The 25,857-nt window shown below is 71.2% G+C and carries 21 protein-coding genes; 12 read left to right on the top strand and 9 right to left on the bottom strand.

Annotated features, from left to right (window positions below; all coding sequences use genetic code 11):
- Positions 1-183 precede the first annotated feature (183 nt).
- Positions 184-1,878 carry a hypothetical protein gene (locus WMF20_RS36630; protein ID WP_437606425.1) on the bottom strand — a complete coding sequence of 565 codons (1,695 nt, stop codon included), beginning with the start codon at positions 1,876-1,878 and terminating at the stop codon, positions 184-186.
- A gap of 438 nt (positions 1,879-2,316) precedes the next feature.
- Between WMF20_RS36630 and WMF20_RS36625 the strand changes: the two genes are divergently transcribed.
- The 6 genes from WMF20_RS36625 to WMF20_RS36600 all read left to right on the top strand — a co-directional run bounded on the left by WMF20_RS36625 (position 2,317) and on the right by WMF20_RS36600 (position 6,448).
- Positions 2,317-3,276, top strand: a complete 960-nt coding sequence (locus WMF20_RS36625; RefSeq protein ID WP_437606424.1) for a DUF4388 domain-containing protein — start codon at positions 2,317-2,319, stop codon at positions 3,274-3,276.
- Complete coding sequence (locus tag WMF20_RS36620; RefSeq protein WP_437606423.1) at positions 3,273-4,301, top strand: PAS domain-containing protein; 1,029 nt, start codon at positions 3,273-3,275, stop codon at positions 4,299-4,301. Before WMF20_RS36625 ends, WMF20_RS36620 begins: the two co-directional genes overlap by 4 nt.
- A gap of 210 nt (positions 4,302-4,511) precedes the next feature.
- Complete coding sequence (locus tag WMF20_RS36615) at positions 4,512-4,721, top strand: hypothetical protein (protein ID WP_437606421.1); 210 nt, start codon at positions 4,512-4,514, stop codon at positions 4,719-4,721.
- 7 nt (positions 4,722-4,728) lie between these two features.
- Positions 4,729-5,451, top strand: coding sequence for a hypothetical protein (locus WMF20_RS36610; RefSeq protein ID WP_129578628.1), 723 nt, complete (start codon positions 4,729-4,731; stop codon positions 5,449-5,451).
- On the top strand, positions 5,448-6,017 hold the full coding sequence (locus WMF20_RS36605; protein ID WP_437606420.1) for a TlpA family protein disulfide reductase: 570 nt from the start codon (positions 5,448-5,450) through the stop codon (positions 6,015-6,017). The genes WMF20_RS36610 and WMF20_RS36605 overlap by 4 nt, the downstream gene beginning before the upstream one ends.
- A 44-nt stretch (positions 6,018-6,061) precedes the next feature.
- Entirely contained in the window at positions 6,062-6,448 is a 387-nt protein-coding gene (locus WMF20_RS36600) for a VOC family protein (protein WP_437606419.1), read from the top strand.
- A gap of 251 nt (positions 6,449-6,699) precedes the next feature.
- Here the strand turns inward: WMF20_RS36600 and WMF20_RS36595 are convergent, their stop codons facing one another.
- Complete coding sequence (locus WMF20_RS36595; RefSeq protein ID WP_437606418.1) at positions 6,700-7,527, bottom strand: SHOCT domain-containing protein; 828 nt, start codon at positions 7,525-7,527, stop codon at positions 6,700-6,702.
- A gap of 89 nt (positions 7,528-7,616) precedes the next feature.
- Complete coding sequence (locus WMF20_RS36590; RefSeq protein ID WP_437606417.1) at positions 7,617-8,894, bottom strand: aminotransferase class I/II-fold pyridoxal phosphate-dependent enzyme; 1,278 nt, start codon at positions 8,892-8,894, stop codon at positions 7,617-7,619.
- Positions 8,895-9,215: 321 nt separating this feature from the next.
- Between WMF20_RS36590 and WMF20_RS36585 the strand changes: the two genes are divergently transcribed.
- Both WMF20_RS36585 and WMF20_RS36580 read left to right on the top strand, forming a co-directional pair.
- A complete protein-coding gene (locus WMF20_RS36585; RefSeq protein WP_129578622.1) occupies positions 9,216-9,602 on the top strand; it encodes a hypothetical protein in 387 nt (128 codons plus the stop codon).
- Positions 9,603-9,753: 151 nt separating this feature from the next.
- Positions 9,754-10,452: an alpha/beta hydrolase gene (locus WMF20_RS36580; RefSeq protein ID WP_437606416.1), complete on the top strand. Its 699-nt coding sequence runs from the start codon at positions 9,754-9,756 to the stop codon at positions 10,450-10,452.
- 251 nt (positions 10,453-10,703) lie between these two features.
- Here WMF20_RS36580 and WMF20_RS36575 read toward each other — a convergent pair whose 3' ends face one another.
- Together WMF20_RS36575 and WMF20_RS36570 are read right to left on the bottom strand one after the other, a co-directional pair.
- On the bottom strand, positions 10,704-12,632 hold the full coding sequence (locus WMF20_RS36575) for a 2-hydroxyglutaryl-CoA dehydratase (RefSeq protein WP_437606415.1): 1,929 nt from the start codon (positions 12,630-12,632) through the stop codon (positions 10,704-10,706).
- Positions 12,633-12,706: 74 nt separating this feature from the next.
- Positions 12,707-16,315 (bottom strand): BadF/BadG/BcrA/BcrD ATPase family protein, encoded by a 3,609-nt coding sequence (locus WMF20_RS36570; RefSeq protein WP_437606414.1) that lies wholly within the window; start codon positions 16,313-16,315, stop codon positions 12,707-12,709.
- A 330-nt stretch (positions 16,316-16,645) separates the two neighbouring features.
- Between WMF20_RS36570 and WMF20_RS36565 the strand changes: the two genes are divergently transcribed.
- Positions 16,646-17,443, top strand: a complete 798-nt coding sequence (locus WMF20_RS36565) for a TetR/AcrR family transcriptional regulator (protein WP_437606413.1) — start codon at positions 16,646-16,648, stop codon at positions 17,441-17,443.
- A 24-nt stretch (positions 17,444-17,467) separates the two neighbouring features.
- On the opposite strand, the gene WMF20_RS36560 is transcribed toward WMF20_RS36565, so the two are convergent.
- Positions 17,468-18,232 carry a glutamine amidotransferase gene (locus WMF20_RS36560; RefSeq protein WP_437606412.1) on the bottom strand — a complete coding sequence of 255 codons (765 nt, stop codon included), beginning with the start codon at positions 18,230-18,232 and terminating at the stop codon, positions 17,468-17,470.
- A gap of 80 nt (positions 18,233-18,312) precedes the next feature.
- Here WMF20_RS36560 and WMF20_RS36555 point away from each other — a divergent pair, with 80 nt between their 5' ends.
- On the top strand, positions 18,313-18,957 hold the full coding sequence (locus WMF20_RS36555) for a YkgJ family cysteine cluster protein (protein WP_437606411.1): 645 nt from the start codon (positions 18,313-18,315) through the stop codon (positions 18,955-18,957).
- A gap of 12 nt (positions 18,958-18,969) precedes the next feature.
- Here the strand turns inward: WMF20_RS36555 and WMF20_RS36550 are convergent, their stop codons facing one another.
- Positions 18,970-19,866, bottom strand: coding sequence for a hypothetical protein (locus WMF20_RS36550; protein WP_437606410.1), 897 nt, complete (start codon positions 19,864-19,866; stop codon positions 18,970-18,972).
- A gap of 529 nt (positions 19,867-20,395) precedes the next feature.
- On the opposite strand from WMF20_RS36550, the gene WMF20_RS36545 reads away from it, so the two are divergent.
- Entirely contained in the window at positions 20,396-21,664 is a 1,269-nt protein-coding gene (locus tag WMF20_RS36545) for an MFS transporter (protein ID WP_437606409.1), read from the top strand.
- An 85-nt stretch (positions 21,665-21,749) separates the two neighbouring features.
- Here the strand turns inward: WMF20_RS36545 and WMF20_RS36540 are convergent, their stop codons facing one another.
- Together WMF20_RS36540 and WMF20_RS36535 are read right to left on the bottom strand one after the other, a co-directional pair.
- The gene (locus tag WMF20_RS36540; protein WP_437606408.1) at positions 21,750-22,769 is read right to left on the bottom strand and encodes a hypothetical protein; all 1,020 of its coding nucleotides are present in this window, start codon (positions 22,767-22,769) and stop codon (positions 21,750-21,752) included.
- A 14-nt stretch (positions 22,770-22,783) separates the two neighbouring features.
- Positions 22,784-23,566 (bottom strand): IS630 family transposase, encoded by a 783-nt coding sequence (locus WMF20_RS36535; RefSeq protein WP_437606407.1) that lies wholly within the window; start codon positions 23,564-23,566, stop codon positions 22,784-22,786.
- A 1,857-nt stretch (positions 23,567-25,423) separates the two neighbouring features.
- Here WMF20_RS36535 and WMF20_RS36530 point away from each other — a divergent pair.
- A complete protein-coding gene (locus WMF20_RS36530; protein WP_437606406.1) occupies positions 25,424-25,849 on the top strand; it encodes a hypothetical protein in 426 nt (141 codons plus the stop codon).
- The last annotated feature ends 8 nt before the right edge of the window (positions 25,850-25,857 follow it).

Raw genomic sequence — 25,857 nt, 5'->3', positions numbered from 1 at the left:
GTAGGCCCCCGGGGAGGGTGTTCTCGGCGCGGGGCAGGGGGGTGGGGATGGGCCGATGTTTGAGCCCGAGATGTGAGCCATCCGGCTTGCCGGATGGCTCACATCTCGGGCGAGTTCGGCGGGGCCCCACCCCCCTGCCCCGCGCCGAGAACACCCTCTCCGGGGGCCGGCCAGCTCGGCGAGCTAGTGCTTCCGCTGCCTGGTGAGCGCGATGAGCCCCGCCCAGCACGCGACCCACGCCACCTCGCGCGACGGATCCCACGCGATCGCCGCCGCCCCGATGGAGGCCGCCTCCTCCTCGCCCCCGCCGTGCCCCGTCGCCCCGATCTCGGCGACCAGCGTGGGCGCGCCGCTCGACGGCACATGGACCAGCTGCGCCCGGCGCTCGCCCTCGCGCGCCACGAGCGCGAGCAGCGGCGAGGCCTTGTGGTCGCCCGCGAACGCGAGCGCCACCACCGCGGGCAGCCCCTCGATCACGCGGAAGGTCTCGCCCCCGTCGCGCGACACGCACAGGAGCCCCGCGCCGGACAGCGCGATCGACCGCCCGCCCGCCGCCGCCGCGAGCCGACCGTCGCCGGCCTCCGCCGCGCGCCGCGCCGCCCCGGACAGCGGCACGACCGGCGAGCCCTCATCGTCGCCGCGCAGCCGCTCGAGCTGCGGACCCGCGGCCGCGCTCGTGAGCGCCACGATCACCCCCTCGCTCGCGCTCATCCGGAGCACGCCGTCCCGCAGCGCGGGCCCGGGCGACAGCGACAGCGCGCCCCGCGGCGGCGCGACCGCGGCGTCGCGGCGAGGCGAGCCCGCGGCCACGGCGGAGCCGGCCTCTGGCGGGACGGCGACCGCGCCGGCCGCGGGCGACCACAGCGTCTTGCCGGCCAGCACCCAGAGCCGCCCCGGCGTCGTCGCGAGCGTCACCGGCGCCCCGCCCGAGCCCCACGCCCCGAGCGCGCTCGCCGTCTTCCCCCGGTCGTCGCTCAGCAGCAGGTTGCCGCGGCGCGTGGCGATGAGCAGCGCGCTGTCCGACAGCGCGATCGAGGACGCCGACGTGTCGACGCCCGCGCGGCGCGCCGACAGCGCTCCCGCGTCGACCACGAGCACGGTCCCGCGCTCGCCGCCCGTCCGGTCCGCGCGGCGGGAGCGGCCCGCCGCGCGCACGGTCGGCTCGCTCGCCAGCGCGGGCCCTTCGCCGGCGCCGCCGGCGACGACGCAGCCGCCGGCCACCGCGAGCGTGCTGCACGGGACCGCCGCCCCGGCGCCCTCGACCACCGTCCACGGCTGCGCGTCCCAGCCCGGCGCCTGGTCGTCCGCGAGGTCGGGCAGCTCCGCGAGCAGATCCTCGCCCTCGTACGTGCCTTCCTGATCCGCGTCGAGCGCCGGCAGCTCGCGCTCGTCGACGTCGTTCGACGGATCCTCCCCGGTCCCTTCGGCGCCGCCGTCGTCGTGCCCCTCGCCCTGATCGTCGAGGTCGTCGTGCTCGGCGTCGTCGTGCTCGGCGGCCTCGTCGGACACCCACGAGCCCGCGTCGGCGTCGTCGATCCCCTCGTGGAGCGCCCCGACGTCGATGCCCTCTTCCGCGGGCTCGTCCTCCCCGGCCGCGTCCTCGTCCGCGGCGAGCTCGACGCCGACCTCCAGGTCGCTCGCGTTCGCGTCGTCGAGCCCGTCCTCCGCGTCGTCGAGCGTCTGCAGGAGCTCCTCGAAGGTCTCCTCGCCCGCCTCGTCGTCGTCGTGCCCGAGCGGCGGCAGATCGAGCAGCTTGTTGTCGTGCTCGTCGTGCTCGCGCTCGAGCTCGTCATCATCGACGGCGGTCTTCGGCTGCGGCGCCGGGCACGTCTCGCGTGGGTCCGCCGTTCGTTCGCTGCAAGCTCGTGAGGCTGACATCGGCGGGAGTGTAGCGCCCCTCGCGGCGCTTTCGCCCCGCGCCGCGCCTCGGCCACGCGCTCCGCCGCCCTCCCGAGCCCGCCTGCCTCGGCGCGCCGCGGCGTCGGCCTCCCCGCGGCCCCGGCCATCACCCGCTCCGCCCCGGTGATCCTGCTGGCGGACCGCACCGGAGATCATCTTTGTGCAAAGATTGTCTCATGTATCGGCATGTCGCATGAATTGTATCGAATTTCACTTAAAGTCCAGGCTGAGTACAGAGATTTACGGACAATTTCATGTGATTCCGGAGCGGATGGTTTATACAATGTTTGTTGATAGAATTTGACGGAGGGTGTTCATGATCCTAGAGTCCGCTTCGATATGTTCGACATCGTCGTCACCTCGGCGCCGGCAACGCCCTTCGCCCATCGGGTCGCCTCTGCGCTTCGCGAGGCCCGCATGCGGGTAGTCACGTGCGAGGTCGCGCCCAACCGGCCGCCGCCCGACGCGCTGCGGGTCGACGCGGCCGTGGCCTGCGCGCAGAGCCCGGCGGCGCTCCTCGACATGGCCCGCTCGCTCCGCGCGGTGCTCGACGGCCCGCCGCCCGTGATCGGCGTCAGCTCCTCGCGCACCATCGTCTCGATGGCGGAGCTCGCGGGGGTGCTCGCGGACGACGTCCCGGGATCGGTGCTCGCCGCGCAGGTCCAGCGGCTCGCGGCGCAGGCCGAGCGGCAGCGGAGCCGCGTCATCCTGCGCGGCGAGCTCGACGACGTGGGGCTCGACGGGCTCCTCGCGTCGCTCGCCTCGCGCAGCCGGAGCTGCTTCATCCGCGTGCGCGCCGGCGCGCTCCGCGCCGAGGTGACGGTCGACGCCGGGCGCCCCGTCCACGCCCGCGCCGACGGCGTGCGGCCCTCGGAGCGCTGGACCGACGCGCTCGACTCGCTCGGCGCGTGGCGAGGCGCCACCTTCGAGGTCGTCGCGAGCGACTCGAGCGGGCCGCACCGCGGCGAGCGCGAGAGCCACTACCCTCCGGCGTTCCCCGCCGACGACGCGGCCGACGTGGCGCTGGCCGCCGCCGTGGTCAACGCCTGCACCGCCTACGCGCGCGCCTGGCTCGGGCCGCCGATGACGTCGCGGCTGCTCGCGTCCTCGTGGACGACGGCGCGCGAGCACCACGGCGCGCTCGACGCGTTCGCCATCAGCGGCGACGCGCTCGTCTCGGTCGCCCAGATCGATCGCGCCCGCTCGGCGATCCCGCAGGCGGTCGCCGCCTGGATCGTCGCCTTCTTCGACGCCGCCGCGGAGAGGGTCCCGTCGCGCTTCCAGCGCCACCGCATCCGGGAGGTGCTCGGCGGGCTCACGCGCCTGGTCGAGCAGGTCGGGTGGGCGAGCGTCTTGTTCGAAGGAGCCGAGCGATGACCCAGATGTCGACGATGGATGAGGTGCCCGAGAGCCCGCAGGACGCCCTCCCCCTCAGCGTGGAGCGCCTCGCCGAGATGACCTCGCAGGAGGTCGACGACCTCCCGTACGGCTTCATCGTGCTGGACGACGAGGGCGTCGTGCTCCTCTACAACCGCTACGAGCAGCGCATGAGCCGCCTCCCGTCGGCGCGGGTCGTCGGCAGGAACTTCTTCCAGGAGATCGCCCCCTGCACCCGGGTCGAGGCGTTCCTCGGCCGGTTCCGCGCCCTCGCGCAGCAGGCGCCGGGCGCGACCGATCGGTTCGCGTTCCGCTTCCACTTCCTCCACGGGGCGCAGGACGTCTTCGTCCAGCTCGCGCGCGCGCCGGTCGATCGCGTGTTCATGACCGTGCACCGCGTGCCGGTCCAGCGCGACGAGCACGAGCGCCCGGCGACGATCCGCCACGAGCGCGACCGCGGCCGGCTGAGCGGCCCGCTCGGCGCCATGTTCCCGCTCGCGTGGGATCAGGTCGCCGCGCTGCTCGCGCGGGTCGGGCAGGGCGCCGCGCGGGAGCTCGGCCGGGGCGTCGGCCGCAGGATCGCGGGCGTCGCGGAGAGCACCGTCGTCGAGGCGGGCGCGGCCGCGCTCGACAAGGCGCCGGTGCTGCTCGCGGTGGGCGCGCTCGATCAGGCGCTCGCCGAGCTCGGCATGGGGCGGCTCGCCGCGGATTTCTGCGCCAACCCCCCGCGCGTCGCGTGCTTCGTGCGGCCGCCGGTCGCGTCGGGATCGGTCGAGCTGTCCGCCTTCTACGAGGGCGTGCTCGAGACGACGATCGGCGCCGCGCTCAACGCGGCGCACGTCGCCCGGTGCATCGAGGGGACCGAGCTCGCGGCGACGCCGTGGCGCTTCGTGGTCGTGCCGATCGAGCGCGCCCACGAGCTCCGCGCCTTCGAAGGTGAGCGGCCCGACGATCTCGCGAAGCGTTTCGGTCTCCTCGAGAGCGGCTCGGGGGCCGCGGATCGTGGGCCGGCCGCGGCCTCTTGACGCGGCGAGGGCCCTGGTCATCCCCGCCGGGTGTGCCCGCTGGATCCCTCCGGCGAGCGGTGCTTAGCTCCGCCGTCGATGGGCCGGCGCGACAGCAATTCAAGGCGAATCGCCGCGGCGTCTCCGGCCGATGGGCAGCCTTCGGCGGGGGACGCGGGGCCGCTCGGGCCCGCGCGCGGCCCGCTCTCGGTCGCGGAGGCGAGCGCCGGGATGCTGGTCCAGGACGTCGTCGTTCATCCGGCGGACGTCGTGTTCGTGAAGGGCATCGTCGAGGCGAGCGACGGCGTCGCGCTCCTGCTCGCGGATCGCGGGGGTGAGCTCACGCTCGCGTCGCCGCTCGACCGGGGCGACGAGTTCGCCGAGCTCCTGCTCGATCTGGAGCGGGACGTCGGGGCGCGGCGCCGCGGCGCGCCACGCTGAGGGGGGCATGACGGAGCGCCGCGATCCGAGCTCGGTCGATCTCGTCCAGGATGCCTCGCTGGACGCCGCTGTCCACGAGGGCGCGGCGCAGGGCCTGCCCGGCGCCTCGGGCGCGCTGCTCGATCCGCGCATCCTCGCCGCCTGGCGCGAGTGGCTGGCCGCGCTCGCGACCGACGCCGAGGCCGCCATCGCCGCGGCGCACGTGTACGGCGAGCTCGGCCCCGAGGCGCGCGAGGCGTGGCTCGACGTGCTCGCCGAGGACGCGCCCAAGCTGCAGGTCCCTGCCGTCGCGATCTACGCGCCGCTGCTGTCGGTCGAGAGCGACGCGGCGCGCCGCGAGCGGATCGAGGTCGCGATGGGGGAGGGGGAGCGCGCCCCGCGTCCGGCCGCGGGCTTCGCGCTGCGCGGCATCGCCGCGGGGGGCGATCGCGTGGTGGCGCTGGTGACGCCGCTCTACCTGCGCTTCGTGCGGGTGCTCTGGTGTCGTTATCTCCCGGAGGACGGCATCGCCTGGGCGCGGCACGACCCGATCGTGCGCGCGGAGGAGGCGCCCGGCCCTGGCATGGTGCTCGACGGCGCGCAGCTCGAGGCGACGCCGATCAAGCTGGTCATCGAGGAGCTGTGTCATGCGATCCTCGCGCAGCAGCGCAAGGGCGCGGAGCTCCCGCCGTCGCTGCAGCTCTGCGCCGATCTCTTCGACGCGCACCTGGAGGGGGATCCGCTGCCATGAGGTCGCTCGCGCCGGCCGGCTTGCCGCTCGTGCTCCTCGCGCTCGGCTGCGCTGGCCGCGGCGACGCGGTCCGTGAGCCCGCGGCGGCGGCGCCCGCGGTCGCGGCGGAGGCGGCGCCGCCGCGGGGCCCGGCGCTGAGCTTCTCGTACGAGACGCTCGACGGGCGCGAGCTCTCGACCGCGTCGCTCGCGGGCAGGTTCAGCGTGATCGGCTTCGCGGCGACCTACGACGTGGCGTCGCAGGCGGAGGCGCGGTTCCTCTCCGGGTTGCTCCGCGATCACACGCCGCGCATCAACGCGGCGCTCCTCGTGCTGGAGGCGAGCGAGAACCGGCCGCTCGTCGAGGCCTTCGCCGCCACGCTCAAGCTCCCGTATCCGGTGGCGCTCGCGGACGCCCCGACGATCGCCGGGGAGGGGCCGTTCGCCGGGCTGCACCACGTGCCGAGCGTGGTGATCCTCGACCCCGAGGGGAGGGAGGCGTTCCGGCACGTGGGGCTCATCACCCAGGAAGCGCTCGAGGAGGTCCTTCGCGGCCTGGAGCGCGAGAGGGCGCGGCCCGCGAGGTAGGTTTTGTCCGCCGACGCGCGCCGGTCTGGGCGATGATGGCGCGCATGCTCGACCATATCGGTTTTCCGGTTTCGGACTATGAACGGAGCAAGGCCTTCTATCTGGCGGCCCTGGCGCCCCTCGGTTACGGGCTCGTGATGGAGATCACGCCCGAGGTGACCGGGGGTGCGGACAAGCACGCTGGTCTGGGGGCCGACGGTAACCCGCAGTTCTGGATCGGCACGGGCGCCGCGCTGCAGGGCCGCATGCATATCGCCTTCGTCGCGAAGACGCGCGCCGACGTCGACGCCTTTTACAAGGCCGCGCTGGCGGCTGGAGGCGCCGACAACGGCCCGCCGGGGCTCCGGCCGCAGTACCATCCCGGGTATTACGGGGCGTTCGTGCTCGATCCGGACGGGCACAACGTCGAGGCCGTGTGCCATGGGCCCTGAGCGGTGATGGCTTCAGGGGGCTCGTCCTCACGAGCTACGGGGATCGTGGCTTGATATGAAGAAAGAGTAAACGCAAAGGCGCAAAGGCGCAAAGGCGCAAGGGGATGAAGAGAGAATAAGCACAAAGGCGCAAGAGAGAGTGAGAATGTCTATTCCTCTCTCTTTGCGCCTTTGCGCCTTTGCGCCTTTGCGTTGAAATCTCCTCCCCCGTGTCGACTCGGTCGACGCCGGCGTCTCGCGCGATTTCGCGATCAGAGCCTGCTCAGGAGATCGGTCTTCTTCGCGGCAAACTCCTGCTCGGTGATGATCCCCTTCTGCCGCAGGTCCGCGAGCCGCTCGATGGCAGCAAAGATATCCCCCTCCGCACCCGACGAAGCGCGGGGCAGGGCGGCCGCGGCCTGCGCCGGAGCTGGCGCAGCTCCAGGCCCCGGCTGCGCGGCCGCGTCGCCGGAGACGAGCGGCAAGCTCTGCACGCTCACGACGCCGTACTGGCTCGTGAACGTGGCCGACGACCCCGACCCCTGCTGCTGCGACACACCGCCGATCTGGTGATCGAGCGTGTCATAGACGCTGACGCGCCCGTCGACGTCGACGGCCAACCGCCGCGCGCCGGGGAAAACCGCATAGCGAATGTTGTTCTGCGACCCGCTGGAGCTCGGCGCCCCGAGCTCCCCGGGCCACCAGCTCCCCGAGCCGCCCCCGGACGCCGGAACGAACAGGCTGACCGGCGAGCCCCCCAGGCCTCCGCTGCCGCCTTGTTGCTGCTGCTGCTGCCCGCCCTGCGCCGGATAGCCCGCCGGCGCCGAAGCGAACGGCTGGCTGGCCAGCAGATTCGACAGCTCGGCGCACAGGCCCTCCACCTTGGCCTTCAGCGCGCTGTTGAACATGTCCCCGATCATGGTCATGCCGCCCTGCATCCACTGCCCAGCGCCGCCCAGCTCGGGGTGATAGAACTGCGCCATCGTCCCGTTCCCGTTCACGAGCGCCTGCAAGAGCGTCATCACCGCGTCGGTGCTGACGAAATAGCGCTGTGACAGATCGGCAACTCTCCGCTGACCTTCGAGGGTGAGTGGCTGCATGAGGCGCTCCGGGAGGGAAGCGCCGAGCCTTGCACGGCGGTCCGCCGCTCGCCATGCGGGCGAGCGGCGATGAGGAGGGAGACGACCGCTCAGCCCGCGAGCTTGCGCGCGCTCGCGAGCTGGACACAGACCGCGACGACCTCCATGGCGACGCGAATCTGATCGAGCGGCGGCAGCGACGGCGCGATGCGGATGTTCCGGTCGCGAGGATCGCGGCCGTACGGGTACGTCGCCCCGGCGCCGGTGAGCTTCACGCCCGCCTTGTCGGCCAGGCGCACGACCTCCTTCGCGCAGCCGTCGGGGGTGTCGAGGCTGACGAAGTAGCCGCCGCGCGGCGAGGTCCAGGTGGCGATGCCCTTGCCCCCGAGCTCGCGCTCGAAGATGCTCGTCACCGCCTCGAACTTGGGCCGCATGAGCTCGGCGTGCTTCTGCATGTGGCTCAGCAAGCCCTTGTAATCCTTGAAGAACCGCACGTGGCGCAGCTGGTTCACCTTGTCCGGGCCGATGGTCTGGATGCCGAGGTGCTTCTTCGCGTCCGCCACGTTCGCGGGGCTCGACGCCATGGCCGCGACGCCGCTGCCAGCGAACGAGATCTTCGACGTCGAGGCGAAGACGATCGGCCGGTTGGGGTTGCCCGCCGACTTGCACGCCGACACGATGTCCGCGAGCCGATCGCCCTCGGCATAGAGGTCGTGGACCGCGTAGGCGTTGTCCCAGAAGAGGCGGAAATCCGGGGCCGCCGCCTTCATGCCGGCGAGCCGGCGGACGACCTCGGCGGAGTACGTGGTGCCGGTCGGGTTGCTGTACTTGGGGACGCACCACATCCCCTTGATGGCCTCGTCCTGGGCGACCAGCCGCTCGACCTGATCCATGTCCGGGCCGGCGTCGTTCAGGTCGACCGCGATCATCTCGATGCCGTGGTGCTCGCAGATCGCGAAGTGGCGATCGTAGCCGGGGCTCGGGCACAGGAACTTGACCTTCGGCTGCTTCACCCAGGCGCCGTTGCCGTCGGGCACGCCGTGGACGAGCGCGCGGACCACCGCGTCGTGCATCATGGTCAGGCTGCTGGTGCCGCCGACGATGACCTGCGCCGCGGGCACCTCGAGCAGCTCGGCGAAGATGGCCTTCATCTCGGGAAGCCCGTCGAGGCCCCCGTAGTTGCGCGTATCCGACCCGTCCGAGGCGACGAAGTCGTTCGCGGTGGGCAGGGCGAGCAGGCCGTTCGCGAGGTCGAGCTGCTCGGACGACGGCTTGCCGCGCGTCATGTCGAGCTTGAGGCCGCGGGCTTCAAAGGCAGCATAACGTGCCTCGAGCTCCCGGGTGAGCGAGGCAAGAGCATCGGGGGACAACGAGCGCAGTTCGGTCATGGCGAGCGATGTCTAGCAGAACTTCGCGGCCGCGTCGCGACCCGCGTGGGCCCGCGCCCCCCGCGCCGGAAATGCCGCGGTCGGCAGCGGAAACGCCGCAGCCGGGCCGCCCGTCGCGCCCCTCTACCCCCGCCGGCGCCTCCGCCCTCGCGGCCGGCGCCTCGCCCGCGCCTGGGCCCGCTGTGACAGCCGCCCTCCGCCGTGATGCGTTTTGCCACGAGCCCTGTGCCGCCGCGCCCCGTCGGGCCCAGAGGCGGCGTCGGCGGGCTCTGGTACGGCCGATGCATCGGGCCGGGTGATCTCATGTTCAGAGGAGGATCCATGGCTGTCGAGGCCCTGCGCAAGAATCACATGATGGCTCACCTGCTCGGCGCGCTCGAGCGCGGCGAGTCGATCGGGCGCTACGGTCGCCTGGTATTCGCGATGATCGCCCACCACTTCCTCGATCACGACGAGCTCGTCGACTGGCTCGGCCGCGACCCGGAGGGCGGCGCCGAGGAGGCCCGCTCGCTCGCGATGCAGGTCGAGCGGCGCGGCTACAGCCCGCCGCGGCGCGAGCGGATCCTGGAATGGCAGCGACAGCAGGAGTTCCCCATCATCCCGAACGCCGACGATCCCGACGAGGGCAATGTCTACAAGGACCTCGAGTTCCCCGAGGAGGTCTATCAGCATATCAATGAGTACTACGAACAGAAGGCGGCGAGCTGACGGCGGCCGCGGCCCCGCGGGGCCGGGACCCGAGCTCGCGCGGCGGCGCCTGCTCGGCATGGGGAGCGCTGGGGCCCTGGTCGGGCTCCTGGGATGCGGGCGAGGTCAGGCGACCACGAGCCCGTCCGGGCCTCCGGAGGAGGATGAGGCAATGCGCGCCGGCGCCATCACGAACGATCCCTCGCGCCTCCGGGCGCGGCCGAGAGCCAAGCCCGGGGGCGAGGTCTCGACCGGGCTGAGCCCGCTCGGGCTGTCCCCGCGGCGCGACGGGCTGCTCTACGTCCCGGCGGGCTACCGGCCGGACCGCCCGGCGCCGCTCGTGGTCCTGCTGCACGGGGCCGGGGGCAGCGCGCACCACGGGATCGCGCTGCTGCGGGAGCTGGCGGACGCGGCGGGGCTCCTGCTGCTCGCGCCCGACTCCCGCCATTCGAGCTGGGACATCATCTCGGACGACGCGTACGGGCCCGACGTCGACTTCCTGGATCGCGCGCTCGACCAGCTGTTCCGCGGCGCCGCGGTCGATCCGGTGCGGATCGCGATCGGCGGCTTCTCGGACGGCGCGTCGTACGCGCTGTCGCTCGGGCTGACCAACGGCGACCTGTTCACCCATGTGATCGCGTTCTCGCCGGGCTTCATGGCCCCCGCGGAGCAGCGCGGCCGGCCGCGCATCTTCATCTCGCACGGCACGCAGGACCAGGTGCTGCGGATCGACCCCTGCAGCCGGCGCCTCGCGCCGCTGATCCGGGTCGCCGGGTACGACCTGCGCTACGAGGAGTTCGAGGGCCCGCACGTGGTGCCCCCGGAGATCGCGCGCGACGCCCTCCGCTGGTTCCTGCCCGCGGAGGGCTGACCCCAACGCGAGAAGAGAAGCGAGAAAAAACGCAAAGGCGCAAAGGCGCAAAGGCGCAAAGGCGCAAAGGCGCAAAGGCGCAAAGAGGAGAGAAAGAAAAGCTCCTTTCTAACTCTTCTTTTTTGCGTCTTTGCGCCTTTGCGCCTTTGCGTTTTTTCTTCTCTCTCTGCGTCTCTCAGCCCAGCTCACCGCGCCGGACCGACCTCCGAGAGGCCGAGGGAGCCGCCGGGACGAGCCCGGCGGCGGCCGCCTCACTCCGCCGCGATGGCTTCCTCGCTGTAGGTCGTGTGGCGCACCTCGGGGTTGTTCTCGAAGTACGCCTTGCCGGCCAGGCGCTTCACGAGCGGGCTGAACCGCTCCGCCGCCTTGCCCGCGAGGAGGTCGCGGACGAGCGCGACGTCCTCGCGCGCCCGCGAGAGCGTCTCCGGGTCGGTCAGGAACGCCTTTGCGGCCACCGCCTTGGCCGGAGCCGCCTTCACCGCCTCGCGGACCGCCGCCGCCGCCGCGCGGACCTTCTCCGCGGCGCGCTCGGCGGCCGACTGCTTGATGAGCGGCGCCACCTCGTAGACCAGGTTCGCGGCCGACCCGGCGACCCGGTGCGGCGCGTGGTGCAGCGGGCTCGCGTACTTCGGGTGCTTCTCGAGGAACGCCCGCACCTCGGCCTCCGTGACGCCCGCCTCCTCGTAGGCGCGGGCGAGCTCCTGCTCGGCCAGGATGCGCGCCTTGAACATGTACATCTGGATACGAGAGTAGAAGTTCGTCGCGCCGTCGCCGCTCGTCTCGACCGCGCAGAAGATCGTCCCCGGGTAACGCGCCGTGATCAGCGACTGCACGCCGTCGGAGACGCCCGAGGACGGCATGCAGCCGAACGGCTTCACGCTCACCGTGAGGTGCGCCTTCGACTTCACGGCGTTCACGATGAGCTTGCCGACCTCCATGTGCCCCTCGCCGCCGCGGAGGTCGTTCGAGTAGTAGTCCTTCGCCACGTCGGCGACGAGATCCATGTCCGGGAGGTGGTAGTCGAACAGGCCGAGCGGCAGCGCGAACGCCTGGAAGCCGACGCGCAGCGCCGACTCGGCGAGGCGCATCGTCGCGAGCCGCTTCGCCACGCCGAACTCGTCGAGGCCGGCCAGGCCGTAGTTGCCCTCGTCCGCGCCGCGCAGATCGCGCCGCTCGCGGGTGTCGCGGGCGCACTCCCAGATGTTGTAGAGCAGCCACGCGGTCGTGAGCTGGATGTCGTTCTCGCCGCCCTCGCTCTCGAGGAACTTCTGAAGGGCGTAGTTGCCGTCGCCCTCGGTCGTCATCGCCCAGAACTCGCCGATGATCGACGTCTTCGCCTTGGGCCGGAGCTTGTCCACCCGGACGGCCTCGAACTCCTTGCGCGCCTCGTAGAGCGCGCGGAAGACGTTCGTCTGCTCGTAAAGCGCCTTGTAAAGGATGCGCTTCGCGCTCTCCATCGCGCGGTTCGTCGCGCCGGGCTCGACCTCGTAAGGCCGGACGCGGTAGCCGAGCGCGTTCAGCGTGTCGCCGCAGACGATCGCCTTGATGATCGCGATGAAGAAGGCGGGGTTCATCTCGAGGCCGACGTCGTCGCCCGTCGCCTGCGAGAGGCCGCCCGTCTGCTGGAAGAGCATCACCCGGAAGCCGTCGAAGCCGGCGTCGCGCAGCGCCTTCCGGTACTCGGTCACGTACATGCCGAACCGACACGGCCCGCAGGCGCCCGCGGTCAGGAACACGTAGTTCTTGATGATGTCCTCGGTCGTCATCCCCTGCTTGTCGCGCAGGTCGATGAGGTACTTCACCAGACCGCCGACCGTGAAGTACGTCGGGTTGCACTGCCCGCGGTTGCCGAACTCCTTGCCCGTCTGGAGGCCGGCGTTGTCGCTCATCCCGAAGTAATGGACGTTGTAGCCGAGGCCCTTCAGCGCGCCCTCGCACAGGAAGTCCTGCGCCGCGGTGAGGCCGCTGATGAGGAGCGTCACGTTGTCGCGCTCCTTCTTCGTCATCTTCGGCTTGAGCATGTTGTCGACCCACTGCCGACGCTCGGCCTTCAGGCCGAGCCGCTCCCGCTCGGCCTCCTCGAACGCCCTGAGCTCCGCCTCGATGTCGATGTCCGCCTTGATGGATTTCTTCTCGCCGACCAGAGGAAGGCGCGTCTTCTGCGTGATCGTCTGTTGCATGGCGTGGCTTCCCTTCGCTCGGATGCTGGAAGGGGGCCGGACGCGCCGTCCCCCCCTCGACCTTGGCCGTGTCTTCAGGCTTCCAAGGGGACGACGGTCCCGTCGGACTGCTTCTTCTTGAGCTGGACGAGGCCCGTCTTCGGCGCCTCGGGCGGAGACGCCGGCGCGACGTAGCTCCGCACCTTCTCGGCGAGCGCCGCGATCTCCCGCTCGAGCGCGGGATCGGTGATCTTGCGCGCCGCCTGCTGCTCGCGCTTCAGCTCGAGCAGCTCGAGCCGCTTCTCGTCGATGCGGTGGACGAGCTCCGCCTTCTTCTTCGCCGCGTCCTCGAGCGCCTCCTCGTGCAGCTTGAGGCTGTGCGCGTACGTCTTCACGCGGATCTTGATCGAGCCGCCCGGCTTGTTGGCGTCGATGTCGTGCAGCGCGGCGTACGGGGTGGCGCTCGAGCTCACGATGCTGTCGATGATGCCGTAGGTCGGCGCGTCGTGGCCGCACTTGAAGCTCGAGAGGTCGAGCAAGACGACGTTCGGGTGGCGGGCGGCGAACTTGACCGCCCAGACCTTCTGCGCGCTGTTCGCCGAGTAGTTCTCGGGCCAGACGTCGTTGATGTCGAGCGGGTGCTGGCCGTTCGCGATCTCGTCCTTGAAGTACCGAGCGAGGTACTCCATGTCGCGCGGGAGCGACCGGACCGAGAGGATCGGATAGCCGAGCACCTGGAACTCCTCCGGGATGCCGTGGTTCAGGCCCGGATCGGAGTGGTACGGCCGCCCGACCATCAGGATGGCGACGCGGTTCTCGGCCTCGACCGTCTCGAGGATCGCCCGCCCCTTGTCCTGGAGGTCGCGCTCGAACTGCGAGAGCGCCCGCATCCCCTCGCGGTGCGCGTGGTCGCTCTCGTCCTCGGTGACGCCGAGCCGCGGGCCCCACGTCTCGAACATCCGGCGCGCCGTCAGCGTCATCTCGGAGAACGTGAGCGGCGGATCGAGGTACTCGATCCCGCGCGTCTTGAAGAAGTCGATCTCCTTCGTGAACGCCGCCTTCATGACGTCCGGCACGCCCGCGACGATGGGGCAGCTCGTCTTGTCCATCACCCCCTCGCCGAAGCTCGGCACGTGGGTGAGGATCGGGAAGAAGATGTAATTGAGCTTCTTCTCGTCCGAGTGGTGGGTGAAGAGGAGGTTGTGGATGTGGGCCTGCGCCACCTTGGAGGGGAAGCAGGGGTCGATGGAGCCGTACTTGCCGCCCTCGACCCACATCTCCTCGCTGGTCGCGTCGCTGAAGACGACGTTCTGCTTCGGGACGCCGAGCGCCTCGAAGTAGGCCCGGTAGTACGGGCCCGTCGAGTAGATGTTGAGGACGCGCGGGATGCCGATGCGGACGCGGCGGAGGCGCTCGCGCACCTCGGGCCCGCTCCGCCGGAACGGGCGCGTCGTCTCCACCCGGCGGATGCCGAGGAAGCCCTTCTTGACGACCACGTCCTTCACCGGCGCGCCGCCCTCCGGCAGCGGCGCCGTGTCGTAGAAGTGCCGGAAGGCGAGCTTCGACTCGTAGTCGACCAGGTTCGGGAACTGCTTCGCGATCTTCTTCCGCTCGGCGACGAGCGCGAGCATCGCCTGCTCGCTCTCGACCGTGCCCTTCTCGCACGAGAAGCCCGAGATGTAGCGGCTCGTCGTCCCGTCGGGCCGCTTCGCGTCGATGAACGTCCGCTTGCACTCGTTCGGGCAGAAGTGGCAGACCGTCTCCTCGTCGTTCTTCGTCGTGTATTCGAGCGCGATCGCCGCGTCGATCCCGATGAACGTCGAGCGGCCCCTGCGCTTCACGACCCGGAGCGTCTCGAACGCGGCGCCGAGCGCGCCGGCCTCGCCGGTGTGCGGGTGGACGAACACCTCCGCGCCGGGGACGCGCTCCTTGATGTAGTCGACCTGCGCCTTGACCGCCGCGAGGTTGTACTGCGTGCCGCCCTGGAGCACGTAGCGCGTGCCGAGCGCCGCGAGCCGCGGGATCTGCACGACGTACTGCCACACGTTCTTGGGCAGCACCTGGGCGAGGCCGGCGAGCAGCTCCTCCTTCGAGAAGCCCTCCTTCTGGAAGTTCACCCGGTCGGTGTCGAGGAAGACGGCGCAGCCGTAGCTGAACTTCGGCGCGAGCTCGGCGCCGAACGCGGTGTCGGCGTACTCGGTCACCTTCAGGCCGAACTGGTCGGCCATCGCCTGGAGCAGCATGCCGTTGCCGGCAGAGCACGAGTTGGAGAGGCGGAAGTTCGCGATGTCGCCGTTCTTCATGAACAGGACCTTGATGTCCTGTCCGCCGATATCGCAGATGACGTCGACGTCGCCGAAGAACTTCACGGCGCTCATCATGTGGGCGACGGTCTCGACGATGTTGACGTCGGCCCGCATGCACTCCTGGAGCACGTCGGCCGCGTACCCGGTGCCGCCGAAGCCGAGCACCTCGAGCTGCGCGCCCTGGTCGATCACATACTGCCGGAGCTGGGCGAGCAGCTCCTTCGCGTCCTGGATCGGGTTGCCCTTCGAGAGCTGGTAGGCCTTGCAGACGATGCTCCCGTCCTCGTCGATGAGCACCGCCTTCGACGAGGTGGAGCCGCCGTCGAGGCCGATGACCCCGCGCACCACCTGGCCGGGCGCGAGCTTCATCGGCGTGAACCTCGGGATGCTGTAGAGCTTGCGGAACTCCTCGACCTCGTCCCGCGTCTTCACGAGCGGCGGGCCCGCGCTCTCGCCGAGCCGGGCCTTGCGGCCGTTCGTCATGTACTCGATGAGCCCGGCCTTGCCGGCGTAGAGGCCGACCTCCGGCGCCTCCTTGAGCCCGTACACGCAGGCGCCGAACGCCGCGTAGTACTGCGAGTTCTCCGGGACGAAGATCGTCTCCTCGATCGGCCGGTCCTTCGGCCAGCCGTAGCCGCGCTCCTCCCAGGTCTCGGGGATCCGCTTGCGCCAGCACTCCTGGAGGAAGGGGAGGTAGGTGTTGGGGCCGCCGAGCAGGATGACCTTGTGCTTCAAGGTCGAGCCGCGCGTGAGCACCGACAGGTTCTGGAGGACGATCGCGTCGGCGAGCGAGCAGAGGATCTCCGTCGAGGGGATACCGCTCTTCACGAGGTTCACGATGTCCGTCTCGGCGAAGACGCCGCATTTCGCCGCGACGTGGTGGAGCTTCGAGTCGTCGAAGTGGATCTTGACCACCTCGCTCGACGGCAGGCCCACCTTGATCATGCACTTGTCGATGGTGGCGCCCGTGCCCGAGGCGCACTTGTCGTTCATCGACGGCGCGGCGGTCTTGTCGCCCGTCTTCTCGTCCCGCTGGAAGATGATGATCTTCGCGTCCTGCCCGCCGAGCTCGATGACGCTGCCCACGTCCGGGTGCAGGTTCTCGACCGCGAGCGTGACCGCGTTGACCTCCTGGACGAACTTGGCGCCGAGGCCGGCACAGAGGGGCGCCGCGCCCGAGCCCGTCATGAACACCCGCCAGCTCTCGCGCGGCGACGCGGGGAACGACGCCTCGATCGCCTCGAGGAGCTCCAGCACCTTCTCCGGCTGCTTCGTCTGGTGCCGCTGGTAGTCGCTCCAGAGAATCTCGAGCGTCTGCGGATCGAGCACGACGGCCTTCACGGTCGTCGAGCCGACGTCGATGCCGACCACGACCGGATCCTGGATCTGCCTTCCCATCGGGGCTCCTCCCACCGCCGTCGCCGGTCACCAGCGCCCGACTGACTGGCTGGTCAGTCGTGATGGCTACAACGGGATGACCCGAAAATCAAATGATTCGGTGCGTCTTGGCCGGCGGCGATCGCCGGTTTCCCGGGATCTGCGTCCGGGGCGCAAGGTTCCGCCGCTGGGCTCGGCGCGGCGGGGCGCGGTACGGTCGGCGCGTCGGCCCGCCCGTCGTCCACTGTCCTCCGATCTTTCCGGCGCTTTTCGGGCGGCACGCCCGGGCGACGCCGCGGCGGAGACATCGCGCCCCAGGTGACGGGCCGGTGGTGGTAAAGCGACCGGCCCATGAACAAGTCCGAGCGCCGCCAAGCCCTCCTCCGGGCGGCGCGCGCCGTGTTTTCCGAGAAGGGCTATCACGAGGCGAAGGTCGACGACATCGTCGCGCTCGCGAAGGTCGCGAAGGGGACGTTTTACCTGTACTTCCCCGACAAGCGCTCGGTGTTCGGCGAGCTCGTGCGCGGGCTCTTCTCGCGCCTCGGCGGCGCCATCCTGCGCGTGGACCCGTCGGCGGACGTGGAGGCGCAGGTCAAGCACAACATCCGCGCGATCGTGGCGGTGCTGCTCGACGATCCGGCGCTGACGAGCATCCTCCTGTCGCACGCGGCGGGGCTCGATCCGGCGTTCGTCAAGGAGCTGCGCGCCTTCCGCCAGGAGGTCAAGCTGCTCCTGGAGCGGAGCCTCGCCGAGGGGCAGCGGCTCGGCGTCATCGAGCCGGGGGACACCGAGCTCTACGCGACGTTCACGATCGGCGCGCTGAAGGAGGTGCTGTTCGAGAACGCCCTCGAGGACCAGGCCCGCCCGCGCGAGCGCATCGTCACGGCGCTCTACGATCTCCTGCGGCGCGGCTACCTCCGGATGGACCCGGCGCCCGGCCAGCCGGCGCTGCGCGCCGAGCCCGGCCCGCCGGCGCCGCGCGTCGGGCCCGGCCAGCCGGCGCCGCGCGCCAAGCCCGGCCCGCCGGCGCCGCGCGCCGACGGCGAGCCCGAGGCGCCCGCGCCGGAGGACGCCGCGCCCGCCCGGGCGGCGCGCGCGGAGCGGGCCAGCCCGCCGCGCGCCCGCCGCGCCAGGCCCCGAGGGAACTGACCGGCGCGTCAGTCAGGGCGGTGACTATGCAGGTCCGGCGGACGGCGTACGGCCGAGGCGCGGCAGGACGATGTGCGCGATGAAATTGTGCAGGGTCCGGGTGCCGAGCTGATCCGGGGAGATGCGGTCGAGGAGCGCCGGGACGTCGAGGCCCTCGGCCTGCAGGACCTCGCGGCGAAAGGCGATGTAGCCGGCGATGACGTCGTGATCCATCTCGGGGTGGAACTGCACGCCGTAGCAGGTGCTCGTGAAGCGGATGACCTGGTGGTCGTCGAGCTCGGTGAACGCGAGGCTCCGGGCGCCCTCGGGCAGCGTGCCGACCGTGTCGACGTGGGTCGCGTGGGTCTCGAAGCTCGACGGGAGGCCGTCGAAGAGGACGTCGTCGGCGCGGCGCTGGACGCGGATCCGGCCGATCTCGCGGCCGCGCGGGTTGCGGATGACCTCGCCGCCGAGCGCCTGGGCGAGGATCTGGTGGCCGAAGCAGATGCCGAACGTGGGGGTGCCGGCGCGGACGACGTCGCGCAGCCACGCCTCGCAGCGGAGCATCCAGGGCTCGCGGTGGGGGACGTTGGCCGAGGAGCCGGTGATGACGAAGGCGGCGATCCCCGGGGCGTCGGGCGCGGGGAGCTCGCCCGCGCGGGCGTCGACGACGGCGTAGCCGCCCCGCCAGGCGGCGCCGATCGTCTGCTCGATCAGGACCGCGAACTCGCCGCGCCGCTCGAGGACCGGGGGCACGGGCTCACCGGTCTTCACGATGACGATCTTCTTGTCCTTTTCGTCCTGTCCCACGCGGTCAAGATAGCAGAGCGGCCGCCTCGGCAAGGGCGGGGGCTTGGCAGCGCGGGGCGGGGGCGCGAAGATGCGCCCGCATGTCGGCCTATGTCGTGTCGCGCCCCGTGTGGCGGCGGTTTCGCCCGCGTTTCCTGGCTCGCGCTGCGGCGCACGTGAGGGCCGGCGGGCACGCGGCCGTCGTGCTGCCGGACGAGCGGATCGATCTCCTCCTCTCGGTCGACGCGCAGGGCAAGCTCACCGAGCTCGGGCTGTGGTCGCTCCTGTCGATCGAGCAGCAGCGCTTCCGGCGGGTGACCGAGGGCCCGGCGCAGGGGCTCGCGACGGCGCGGGTGAAGCGGCAGTACGAGGGCTCGGTGCTCGACTGGTGCGAGCGCGACAGCGTGCACGCCGGGGCGATCCGCGAGGTGGCGCTCGACTGCCTGGCCTGCGGCGCCTGCTGCCACGACGCGAACGTGGTGCTCGACGACGTGGACCTCTCGCGGTGGCGGGGGGCCGGGCGGGGCGACCTCACGGGGCGCGCCTACGTGCGGCGGTCGCGGGACGGGAAGATCACGCTGCGCTTCGCCGCGAGCGGCCGCTGCCAGCACCTCTGCGAGGACAGGCGCTGCGCGATCTACGAGATCAGGCCGGACAACTGCCGCGCCTTCGTCGTGGGGAGCGAGGCGTGCCTGTCGGCGCGCGAGGAGACGCTCGGGCTCCGGGACGGGGCGGCGCTGGGCTAGGCGCGCGGCCCCTCACGGGAGCGGCGCGCAGCCGGGGTAGAGCGCGTTGAAGTCGTCCCTCTTGAGGTACACCGTGATCACCTCGGGGTACTCGAACAGGCCGCCGGACCAGCCGTCCGGCCCGCTCGGCTCGGCGAAGCAGCCCTCGACGAAATCCGCCGAGGCGTCCTCGCAGGTCTGCAGCTCGGGCTGCGCCAGGTCGCGGCAGGGGCCGGCGAAGGAGAGCTCGCAATCCTCGCTCGCGCCGCAGGACCGCGAGGGCACACCGGCGCTCGGGTTCGCGCCGCACTGCGCCTCGACCGCGGCGCCCGCGCACGCGTACATGCCGTGATCCGGGCCGCTGCCGAACAGGTTGCCGTAGAACGCCGCCTCCTGCGCGTTGAACTGCGCCCGCTCGGTCGTGGTGGTCCCGAGCGCCTCGTGCTCGCCGCGCAGCGAGATGGGCACCTCGACGCCGTAGCCGTTGACGTGGGCGAGCAGGCACGCGCTCACCCAGCGCTGGCCGGCGGGATCCAGCGGCTCGTCGCGCCAGTCCGGGGCGACGCCGACGGCGCCGGGGAAGGTGTACGTCACGCCGCCGTGCGCGCCGCTGAGGCTCTCGCCCTCGGGCAGGGCGCACCGGATCACGTAGGTGAGCAGCTCGCGGCCCTCGGGGGTCTCGATGAGCGCCGTGGAGGAGAGGTCCGCGCCGCTCGGCGACAGCCCGCCCGCGGACAGGCCGTTCATCGAGAGGCGGTTCATCGAGAGGCGGTTCATCGAGAGGCGGTTCATCGAGGTGAGCGCCTCTCCCGCCGACCCGAGCTGCCCCTCGGCGGGCTCGCTCTCGAGCGCCTCCGCGAGGCAGCCGGTCTGCGCGACACCCACGGCGATTGCCGCGACAAGGATGAGCAGGTCATGCGTGCGTGACATCGATCGCTCCTGGGGCGCTCCTGGGGCCGAATGCCTCGAGCCGACGGGGGTCTCACGGGATCGCGGCGAGGCGCCTCGACCAGCGGACGATCGCTCGTGGCTCACCTCGATCCGCCCGGGCGCTGCGGGGCGTGCGAGACCCAGAAGCTGCCCTGAGGCACGGCGATTCTGCCGATGTCGGGCACTGCAACGTCCAGGCCGCGAGGGCGAGCTCGCAGGGGCCGCGAGCATCCGGGCAGGCTCGGCCGCCGCGCGTCCGCCCGACGATCCCGGGGCCGGCGATGGATGGTGCAGCTGGCCACATGGGGCGATTTGTCGCGGGCTCGCGCGCGCGATCACGCGATCGCGCGATCGCGCGATGGAAAGCCGCGGGTCGCCGCCCTTCGAGGGCGGGTGCTCTCGGTTCGCGACGTCCCCGTGCGCTCCGCGTCCCACGTGGTGGGAGGATCGCGCGCGGGAGGCGCGATGCGCGCGCGGGGCGGCGAGGGGGCACGCTCTCTGATACGTAGGCGTCGAGAGGCGCCAGACGATGCAGAAGACCGAGGGTGAGCTCGCGCGAGGGCCGGAGGAGGCGGGGGTCGAGCACGAGGTTGTCGAGGGGGCGAGGGGCCGGACCGCCGCCGCGCGGGTCCGGGCGCAGCGCGCCGCCGGGCTCCTGATCTTCCTCGCCAACGGCTTCTGCATCGGCACGTGGGTAACGCGCATCCCCGACTTCAAGCGCGCGCTCGCGCTGAGCGAGGCGACGCTCGGCAACGTGCTGCTCGCGCCGGCGCTCGGCGCGTTCGTGGGGATGCCGCTCGCGGGGTGGCTCGTCGCGCACCTGGGGAGCCGGGTCGTGGCGGTGTCCGCCGGCGCGGCGTTCGCGATCAGCCTGTTCGGGCCGGGGCTCGCGCGGACGCCGACCGAGCTGTTCCTCGTGCTCACGTTCTTCGGCGTGTCGAACGGCGTGATGGACGTGTCGATGAACGCGAACGCCGCCGAGGTGGAGGAGGCGTGGGGGCGGCCGATCATGTCGTCGTTCCACGCGCTGTACAGCGTCGGGGGGCTCGCGGGCGCGGCGGCCGGCGGGGCGCTGGCGCACGCGGGGGTGGCGCCCGCGGCGCACCTCTCCCTGGCCGCGGTGGCGGTGCTGCTCCTCGTCGGGCTGCTCTCGCCCTGGGTGCGGCCCGGCGTCCCCGCGCCGGAGCCGCCGAGGAACCCGTTCGCGCTGCCGCCCCGCGCGATGTGGCCGCTCTGCGCGATCGCGTTCCTGTGCATGTTCGGCGAGGGCGCGATGGCCGACTGGAGCGCGGTGTACCTCCGGGAGACGCTCGGCACGACGGCGGCCTTCGCGGCGACGGGGTTCGCGGCCTTCTCGGTGGCGATGGCGGCGGGCCGCTTCCTCGGCGACGGGGTGAGCAGCAGGCTGGGCCCGGTCGCGGTGGTGCGCGGCGGGGCCGTCCTGGTGACGGTGGGGCTCGCCGCGGCGCTGCTGATCGGCCGTCCGATCGCCGGCCTGTTCGGGTTCGCGTGCGTGGGGCTCGGGCTCTCGTGCGTCATCCCCACGGTCTTCAGCGCGGCCGCGCGCTCCGGCCCCACGGGCACCTCGATCGCGGCCGTCGCGACGTTCGGCTACCTGGCGTTCCTCGGCGGTCCGCCCGTGGTCGGCCACATCGCCGCGGCCACGAGCCTGCCGTTCGCGCTGTCGCTCATCGTTGTCGGGGCGATCGCCATCGTGCTGCTCGCCGGGGCCGCGGGCGGTCCGGCGAAGGCGGCGCAGGGCGCGGGGAGCCTGGCGGGAGAGCGCGTGGAGACGTGAGGTGCGGCGAGCGTGTGGCTCGTGGGCGAACGGAGACGTCTTCCGGAGCGCCTCGAGCTCCGGGCGGACCGGTCGAGGCGCCCGCTCACGCGTCGCTCTCTGGAGCGTCGCCCTCCGACGCGAGTTTTTCCTGGAGCTCCGTGGCGGTGAGGCTCCATCGATCGCCGATTCCAGCTTCGATCAGAGCATTGACGAGCGTTGCGCCCTGGCCGGTCTCGCTGAAAACCTTGACCCTGGAATCGGGTGCCAGCGAGCGAGCTGCGCGCACTGCTTCCACGACGCGGGCTGCATCCAGCCCCGCAACCAGCACCTCGGTGCGATTCGGCCCATACTCGACGATCTGCCAGAGCAGAACTCCATCCCCTTCGTAGGTCTGCTCGAGCTCATCCGTCGCCTCTCGCACCTCGCGAAGACCCAGCCGGTGCGCCGCCTCCGCCCCGACGTCGGCGAATACGTGTACCGGGACATAGTGGCCCCATTCAGACCACAGGTGCTCTTCGAGCGCGATGCGCTCGAGAAAGGTTCGCGGGGTGCCGGCCGCGACGTCGAGCTGGCCAGCGAGCCCATCATAGCGCCAGATAGCACCTGCCGCATCGCAGAACACGAAGCGTCCTCGCCACTCGCCGATGAACACCAGGTCGTGTCCACGCCAGCTCCAGAGCAGGTAGCGGCGCACTTGGGGTTCTTCGACACCACACGACAGCAGCAGAGGCTCGTCCGGGGAGGTCTGATACGCCCGGCTCCAGGAGGCCACCAGCGTCTCCGGCGATCGCATGAGGAGGCCGAGCCCCAGGACGATCGCTGGACGGCTCAGCGGGTCGGCGTCGCCCGCTCCTCCGCCGCCGGGCGCCAGCAGGCCGCCGAGATCTTGCTCGCACCGGGCGAGCGCTGGCCAGGGCGTGATTCCTCGCTCCCTCGCCCACTGCGCCACGCTCGCTTCGTCCAGCTGGGTGGAGGTGCGTACCACCCGCGCGGTTCGCGCCCACCGCGCTAGGCGCTCGGAGCCGTGAGGCGGAACGACATCAAAGTGCCGCACGCCGCCGCCGGGCGTGAACTGTGCATCTTCGATCCTGATGCCCAGCACCTCTAGTGGACTGTTCGACAAGTTTTTTAACATAATCACGCGGCATGCCGCTCAACCCAGCGGTGCATCTTCTGCCGCGTCCAGGACCACCTGAACGGGTGAGCGTAGAGCTGGTCGTACTCCCGCCAGCTCGCGTCCAGGTGCTCGACGAGCTGCTGGCGGCTGTTCCAGCTGCCGCGCTTCAAGTAGCGCTCGCTGAACGCGCGCAGCAGCAACTCGGCCTGGTTGAGCCACGAGGCGTGCGCCGGCGTCACGAGCACGCGGACGTGCGGGTAGAGGGTACGCAGCAGGGTGGTGGTCTCCTGTGCAACGTGCGACGGGGCTCCGTCCCAGATGAGGTGCACGCGTCGCGCATTGCAGCACTCGTGGAGTAACTCGGGCAGGATCGCGCGCAGGTGCTCGCTATCGTTCCGGTTGGGGCACCACCCGCGCATCTTGCCCGTGTGCACATCGAGCACCGCGGCGAAGTTCACCGTCCCGTGCCGGATGTACTCGAACTCCTGGTGCTCGACCTGGCCGCGCCTCACGGGGCGGGTCGGTCGCCGACGTTCGAGCACCTGGATGTTCGGCTTCTCGTCGAAGCAAAGTACAAGCTCGCCGCGCGCAGTGAGATCCGAGGCTCTTTCGTAGCACCACAGGATGCGCGTCGCCCTCCTCTCGAAGTCGGCATCGATCGTGGGCGTCTTCCAGTACCGCGAACGGTGGGGTTGGAGATCGGCGGTACGCAGGATCAGCGAGACGGTCGAGTGCGCAATCTTCGGCACCAGCCCACGCTCAGCCGCCACCTTCGCCAGGCTGCGCGTCGACCAGTGCGTCATGTGCAGCCCGAGCCCTGCGGGCTCACAACAGGCGAGCATCTCGAGGCCGACGCGTTGCAGAGGGGGAAAAAGCCCGGGGCCGACCCTCGCGAGGAGCGTCCTCGACCGCCCGAACCCCCACCTTTTCGTACCGACGGCAGAGGTGCCAGATCGTCTCGCGCCTCTGCTCCACGTGCGCCGCCAGTTCCTCCACGACCGTCGCCGGGTCTGCCATGGCCAAGAGCACCCGAGCTCGGCGAGCCACGCGTTGCTCGGTGCGTCCGTCGCGCACCAGCCGCTCCAGGTACGCCCGATCGTCCCGCGACAGCTCGATCTTCCTGGGTGGTCGTCCTCGCATGCCGAAGCTTACGCCACCCAGGGGAATATGTTAAAAAACTTATCAAACAGTCCACTAGCTGTTGCACGACGGCGTGCTTTCCAACGAGGACGCGTAATGCGCCGAAGTACGTTGCGCGACGATGCTCGTTTACGATATCCGTGAGTCCCGCCAGGATGGCACCGAAGGGGAGCCGTGTTGTATCCATGCACCAGGGGAGACCGATCTCTGTAGCGGCCCGTAGCGCCGCGTCGAGAGCGCCGGTGTTCGTGGTGTAGACGCGCTCTCGGCTGCCTCCATGTGGGTACGCCCCCATCACCAGCGTGTCCTCCTTCGCGAAGATTGGGGATACGTCGTCGTTCGTCGGCTCCTGTGAGAGGCCTAGATTGGTAATGAAGCTCGATAGCAGCTCACGCTGTGCTTGGCGGTTCTTTGCATTCGAGACGACGAGCGGAGGAGGGAACGGCGCCATCGCATCGACACGGGCGAGACGCTCGACCCAGTCCCGCCAGTCCTGTGCGAGATGGAGCCCGTTCAGCGTAGATATGCTACGCAGCGACTTCGGGCCGCTCGGCGCGCTGATGTACAGCGCCCCCAGGGACGGCGATGAGGCGAACGGCTTTCGGGCAGCGCCTCCCTCGCAAGACTCGACGGGAGCCGCCGAGGCGGTGTCATGTCCGAGCTCGGTACCGAGCAGGCGGGGCAGGCCTCTTCTGTCGGTCAGCTCATAGAGCTCCAGCTCCCAATCCTGGGCGCTGCTCGGGTCGAGCGGCCGCACGTCGACTCTACTCAGGTGCGCTCTGCAGAAAGGCGACCAGTCGCTCGTGCTCATATGCGCACCCAGGCGCCGCTCATGCCCATGGGACGGGTTCGGGCAGCCTCCACCGCTCCCCGGGCCGCAGGAGCCGGCGTCCTTGCCGCCGCCCTTGCCGTCGGCGCCTTGCCCGCCCCCGCCGCCGCGGCCTCCGCGCCCCCGCCGCCGCGGCCTCCGCGCCCCCGCCGCCTCCTCCGCTGCCCCCGCCGCACAGGATCCACGTCCCGGGGTTCATGCCAGGGAGGGCGGGGATGTTCGGAACCGGAGCCGTGCGCGCCATGGGACGAGGGTCGCCGGCGGCCACGCGCGGCGTCAATTCGCAGCACGTTGCCGTCTCGCAGGCGACGAAGGTGTGCCAGGACGACCTTCACCTGTGCCAATCGAGGGGGGTCCGACACTGGCTCAACCGCAATGCATTGCGACACACCGGGGTCCGGACCCCCCCGGAACGCTCCGCGGAGCGTCTCTCGGCGCGAAATTGTGCCAAAATACGCTCTGGATTGTGCGGTTCTGCGCCATTTACCCCCCGGGAAGCGCCGGATCTTGTGCCAGCAGGGGGGGTCCGGACCCCTCCGGACCGCAATGCACAGCGCCGGCGCGGGGTCGGGACCCCCTCCGAACCGCAAGTCGTATCGTCCAAGGCCGTCCTCCCAGCGCGCTCCAGGGTCGTGACGCCGTCGGCCCGGACCGGCTTGCGGTAGTTCCACCGGACCGCGAGACTCGCAGCATGGACGGCATCGACCCGAACAACCCCGTGGTGCGGCTCTGCGCCGAGGGCATGCAGGCCGAAGCCGAGGGACGGAACGAGGACGCCCGGGCCCTGTTCGAGAAAGCATGGGCCGCGCGCACCGACGATTACGAGGCGTGCATCGCCGCCCACTACGTCGCCCGCCACCAGGGGAGCGACAAGGAAACGCTCGCGTGGAACCAGGAAGCCTTGCGCCGGGCCGACGCCGTGGGCGGCGACCGGGCGCGCGGCTTCTATCCGTCGCTCGTCCTCAACCTGGGGCACTCGCACGAGGCGCTCGGCGACATGGCCGAGGCGCGCGCCTGCTACGAGCGCGCGGCGGCGCTGCTCCACGAGCTCCCCGCGGGGCCGTACGGCGAGATGGTCAGGAACGCCGTGAAGCGCGCCCGCGGGCGGGTCGAGTAGCCCGCGCC

This window comes from Sorangium sp. So ce834, assembly GCF_051521425.1.
Classification (GTDB): domain Bacteria; phylum Myxococcota_A; class Polyangia; order Polyangiales; family Polyangiaceae; genus Sorangium; species Sorangium cellulosum_D.
This window is presented reverse-complemented; position numbering and strand designations above follow the sequence as displayed.

Coding starts and splice junctions, on each gene's coding strand:
- WMF20_RS36630 (WP_437606425.1), bottom strand. CDS start 1,878: ATGTCAGCCTCACGAGCTTGCAGCGAACGAACGGCGGACCCACGCGAG.
- WMF20_RS36625 (WP_437606424.1), top strand. CDS start 2,317: ATGCGGGTAGTCACGTGCGAGGTCGCGCCCAACCGGCCGCCGCCCGAC.
- WMF20_RS36620 (WP_437606423.1), top strand. CDS start 3,273: ATGACCCAGATGTCGACGATGGATGAGGTGCCCGAGAGCCCGCAGGAC.
- WMF20_RS36615 (WP_437606421.1), top strand. CDS start 4,512: ATGCTGGTCCAGGACGTCGTCGTTCATCCGGCGGACGTCGTGTTCGTG.
- WMF20_RS36610 (WP_129578628.1), top strand. CDS start 4,729: ATGACGGAGCGCCGCGATCCGAGCTCGGTCGATCTCGTCCAGGATGCC.
- WMF20_RS36605 (WP_437606420.1), top strand. CDS start 5,448: ATGAGGTCGCTCGCGCCGGCCGGCTTGCCGCTCGTGCTCCTCGCGCTC.
- WMF20_RS36600 (WP_437606419.1), top strand. CDS start 6,062: ATGCTCGACCATATCGGTTTTCCGGTTTCGGACTATGAACGGAGCAAG.
- WMF20_RS36595 (WP_437606418.1), bottom strand. CDS start 7,527: ATGCAGCCACTCACCCTCGAAGGTCAGCGGAGAGTTGCCGATCTGTCA.
- WMF20_RS36590 (WP_437606417.1), bottom strand. CDS start 8,894: ATGACCGAACTGCGCTCGTTGTCCCCCGATGCTCTTGCCTCGCTCACC.
- WMF20_RS36585 (WP_129578622.1), top strand. CDS start 9,216: ATGGCTGTCGAGGCCCTGCGCAAGAATCACATGATGGCTCACCTGCTC.
- WMF20_RS36580 (WP_437606416.1), top strand. CDS start 9,754: ATGCGCGCCGGCGCCATCACGAACGATCCCTCGCGCCTCCGGGCGCGG.
- WMF20_RS36575 (WP_437606415.1), bottom strand. CDS start 12,632: ATGCAACAGACGATCACGCAGAAGACGCGCCTTCCTCTGGTCGGCGAG.
- WMF20_RS36570 (WP_437606414.1), bottom strand. CDS start 16,315: ATGGGAAGGCAGATCCAGGATCCGGTCGTGGTCGGCATCGACGTCGGC.
- WMF20_RS36565 (WP_437606413.1), top strand. CDS start 16,646: ATGAACAAGTCCGAGCGCCGCCAAGCCCTCCTCCGGGCGGCGCGCGCC.
- WMF20_RS36555 (WP_437606411.1), top strand. CDS start 18,313: ATGTCGGCCTATGTCGTGTCGCGCCCCGTGTGGCGGCGGTTTCGCCCG.
- WMF20_RS36550 (WP_437606410.1), bottom strand. CDS start 19,866: ATGTCACGCACGCATGACCTGCTCATCCTTGTCGCGGCAATCGCCGTG.
- WMF20_RS36545 (WP_437606409.1), top strand. CDS start 20,396: ATGCAGAAGACCGAGGGTGAGCTCGCGCGAGGGCCGGAGGAGGCGGGG.
- WMF20_RS36535 (WP_437606407.1), bottom strand. CDS start 23,566: ATGACGCACTGGTCGACGCGCAGCCTGGCGAAGGTGGCGGCTGAGCGT.
- WMF20_RS36530 (WP_437606406.1), top strand. CDS start 25,424: ATGGACGGCATCGACCCGAACAACCCCGTGGTGCGGCTCTGCGCCGAG.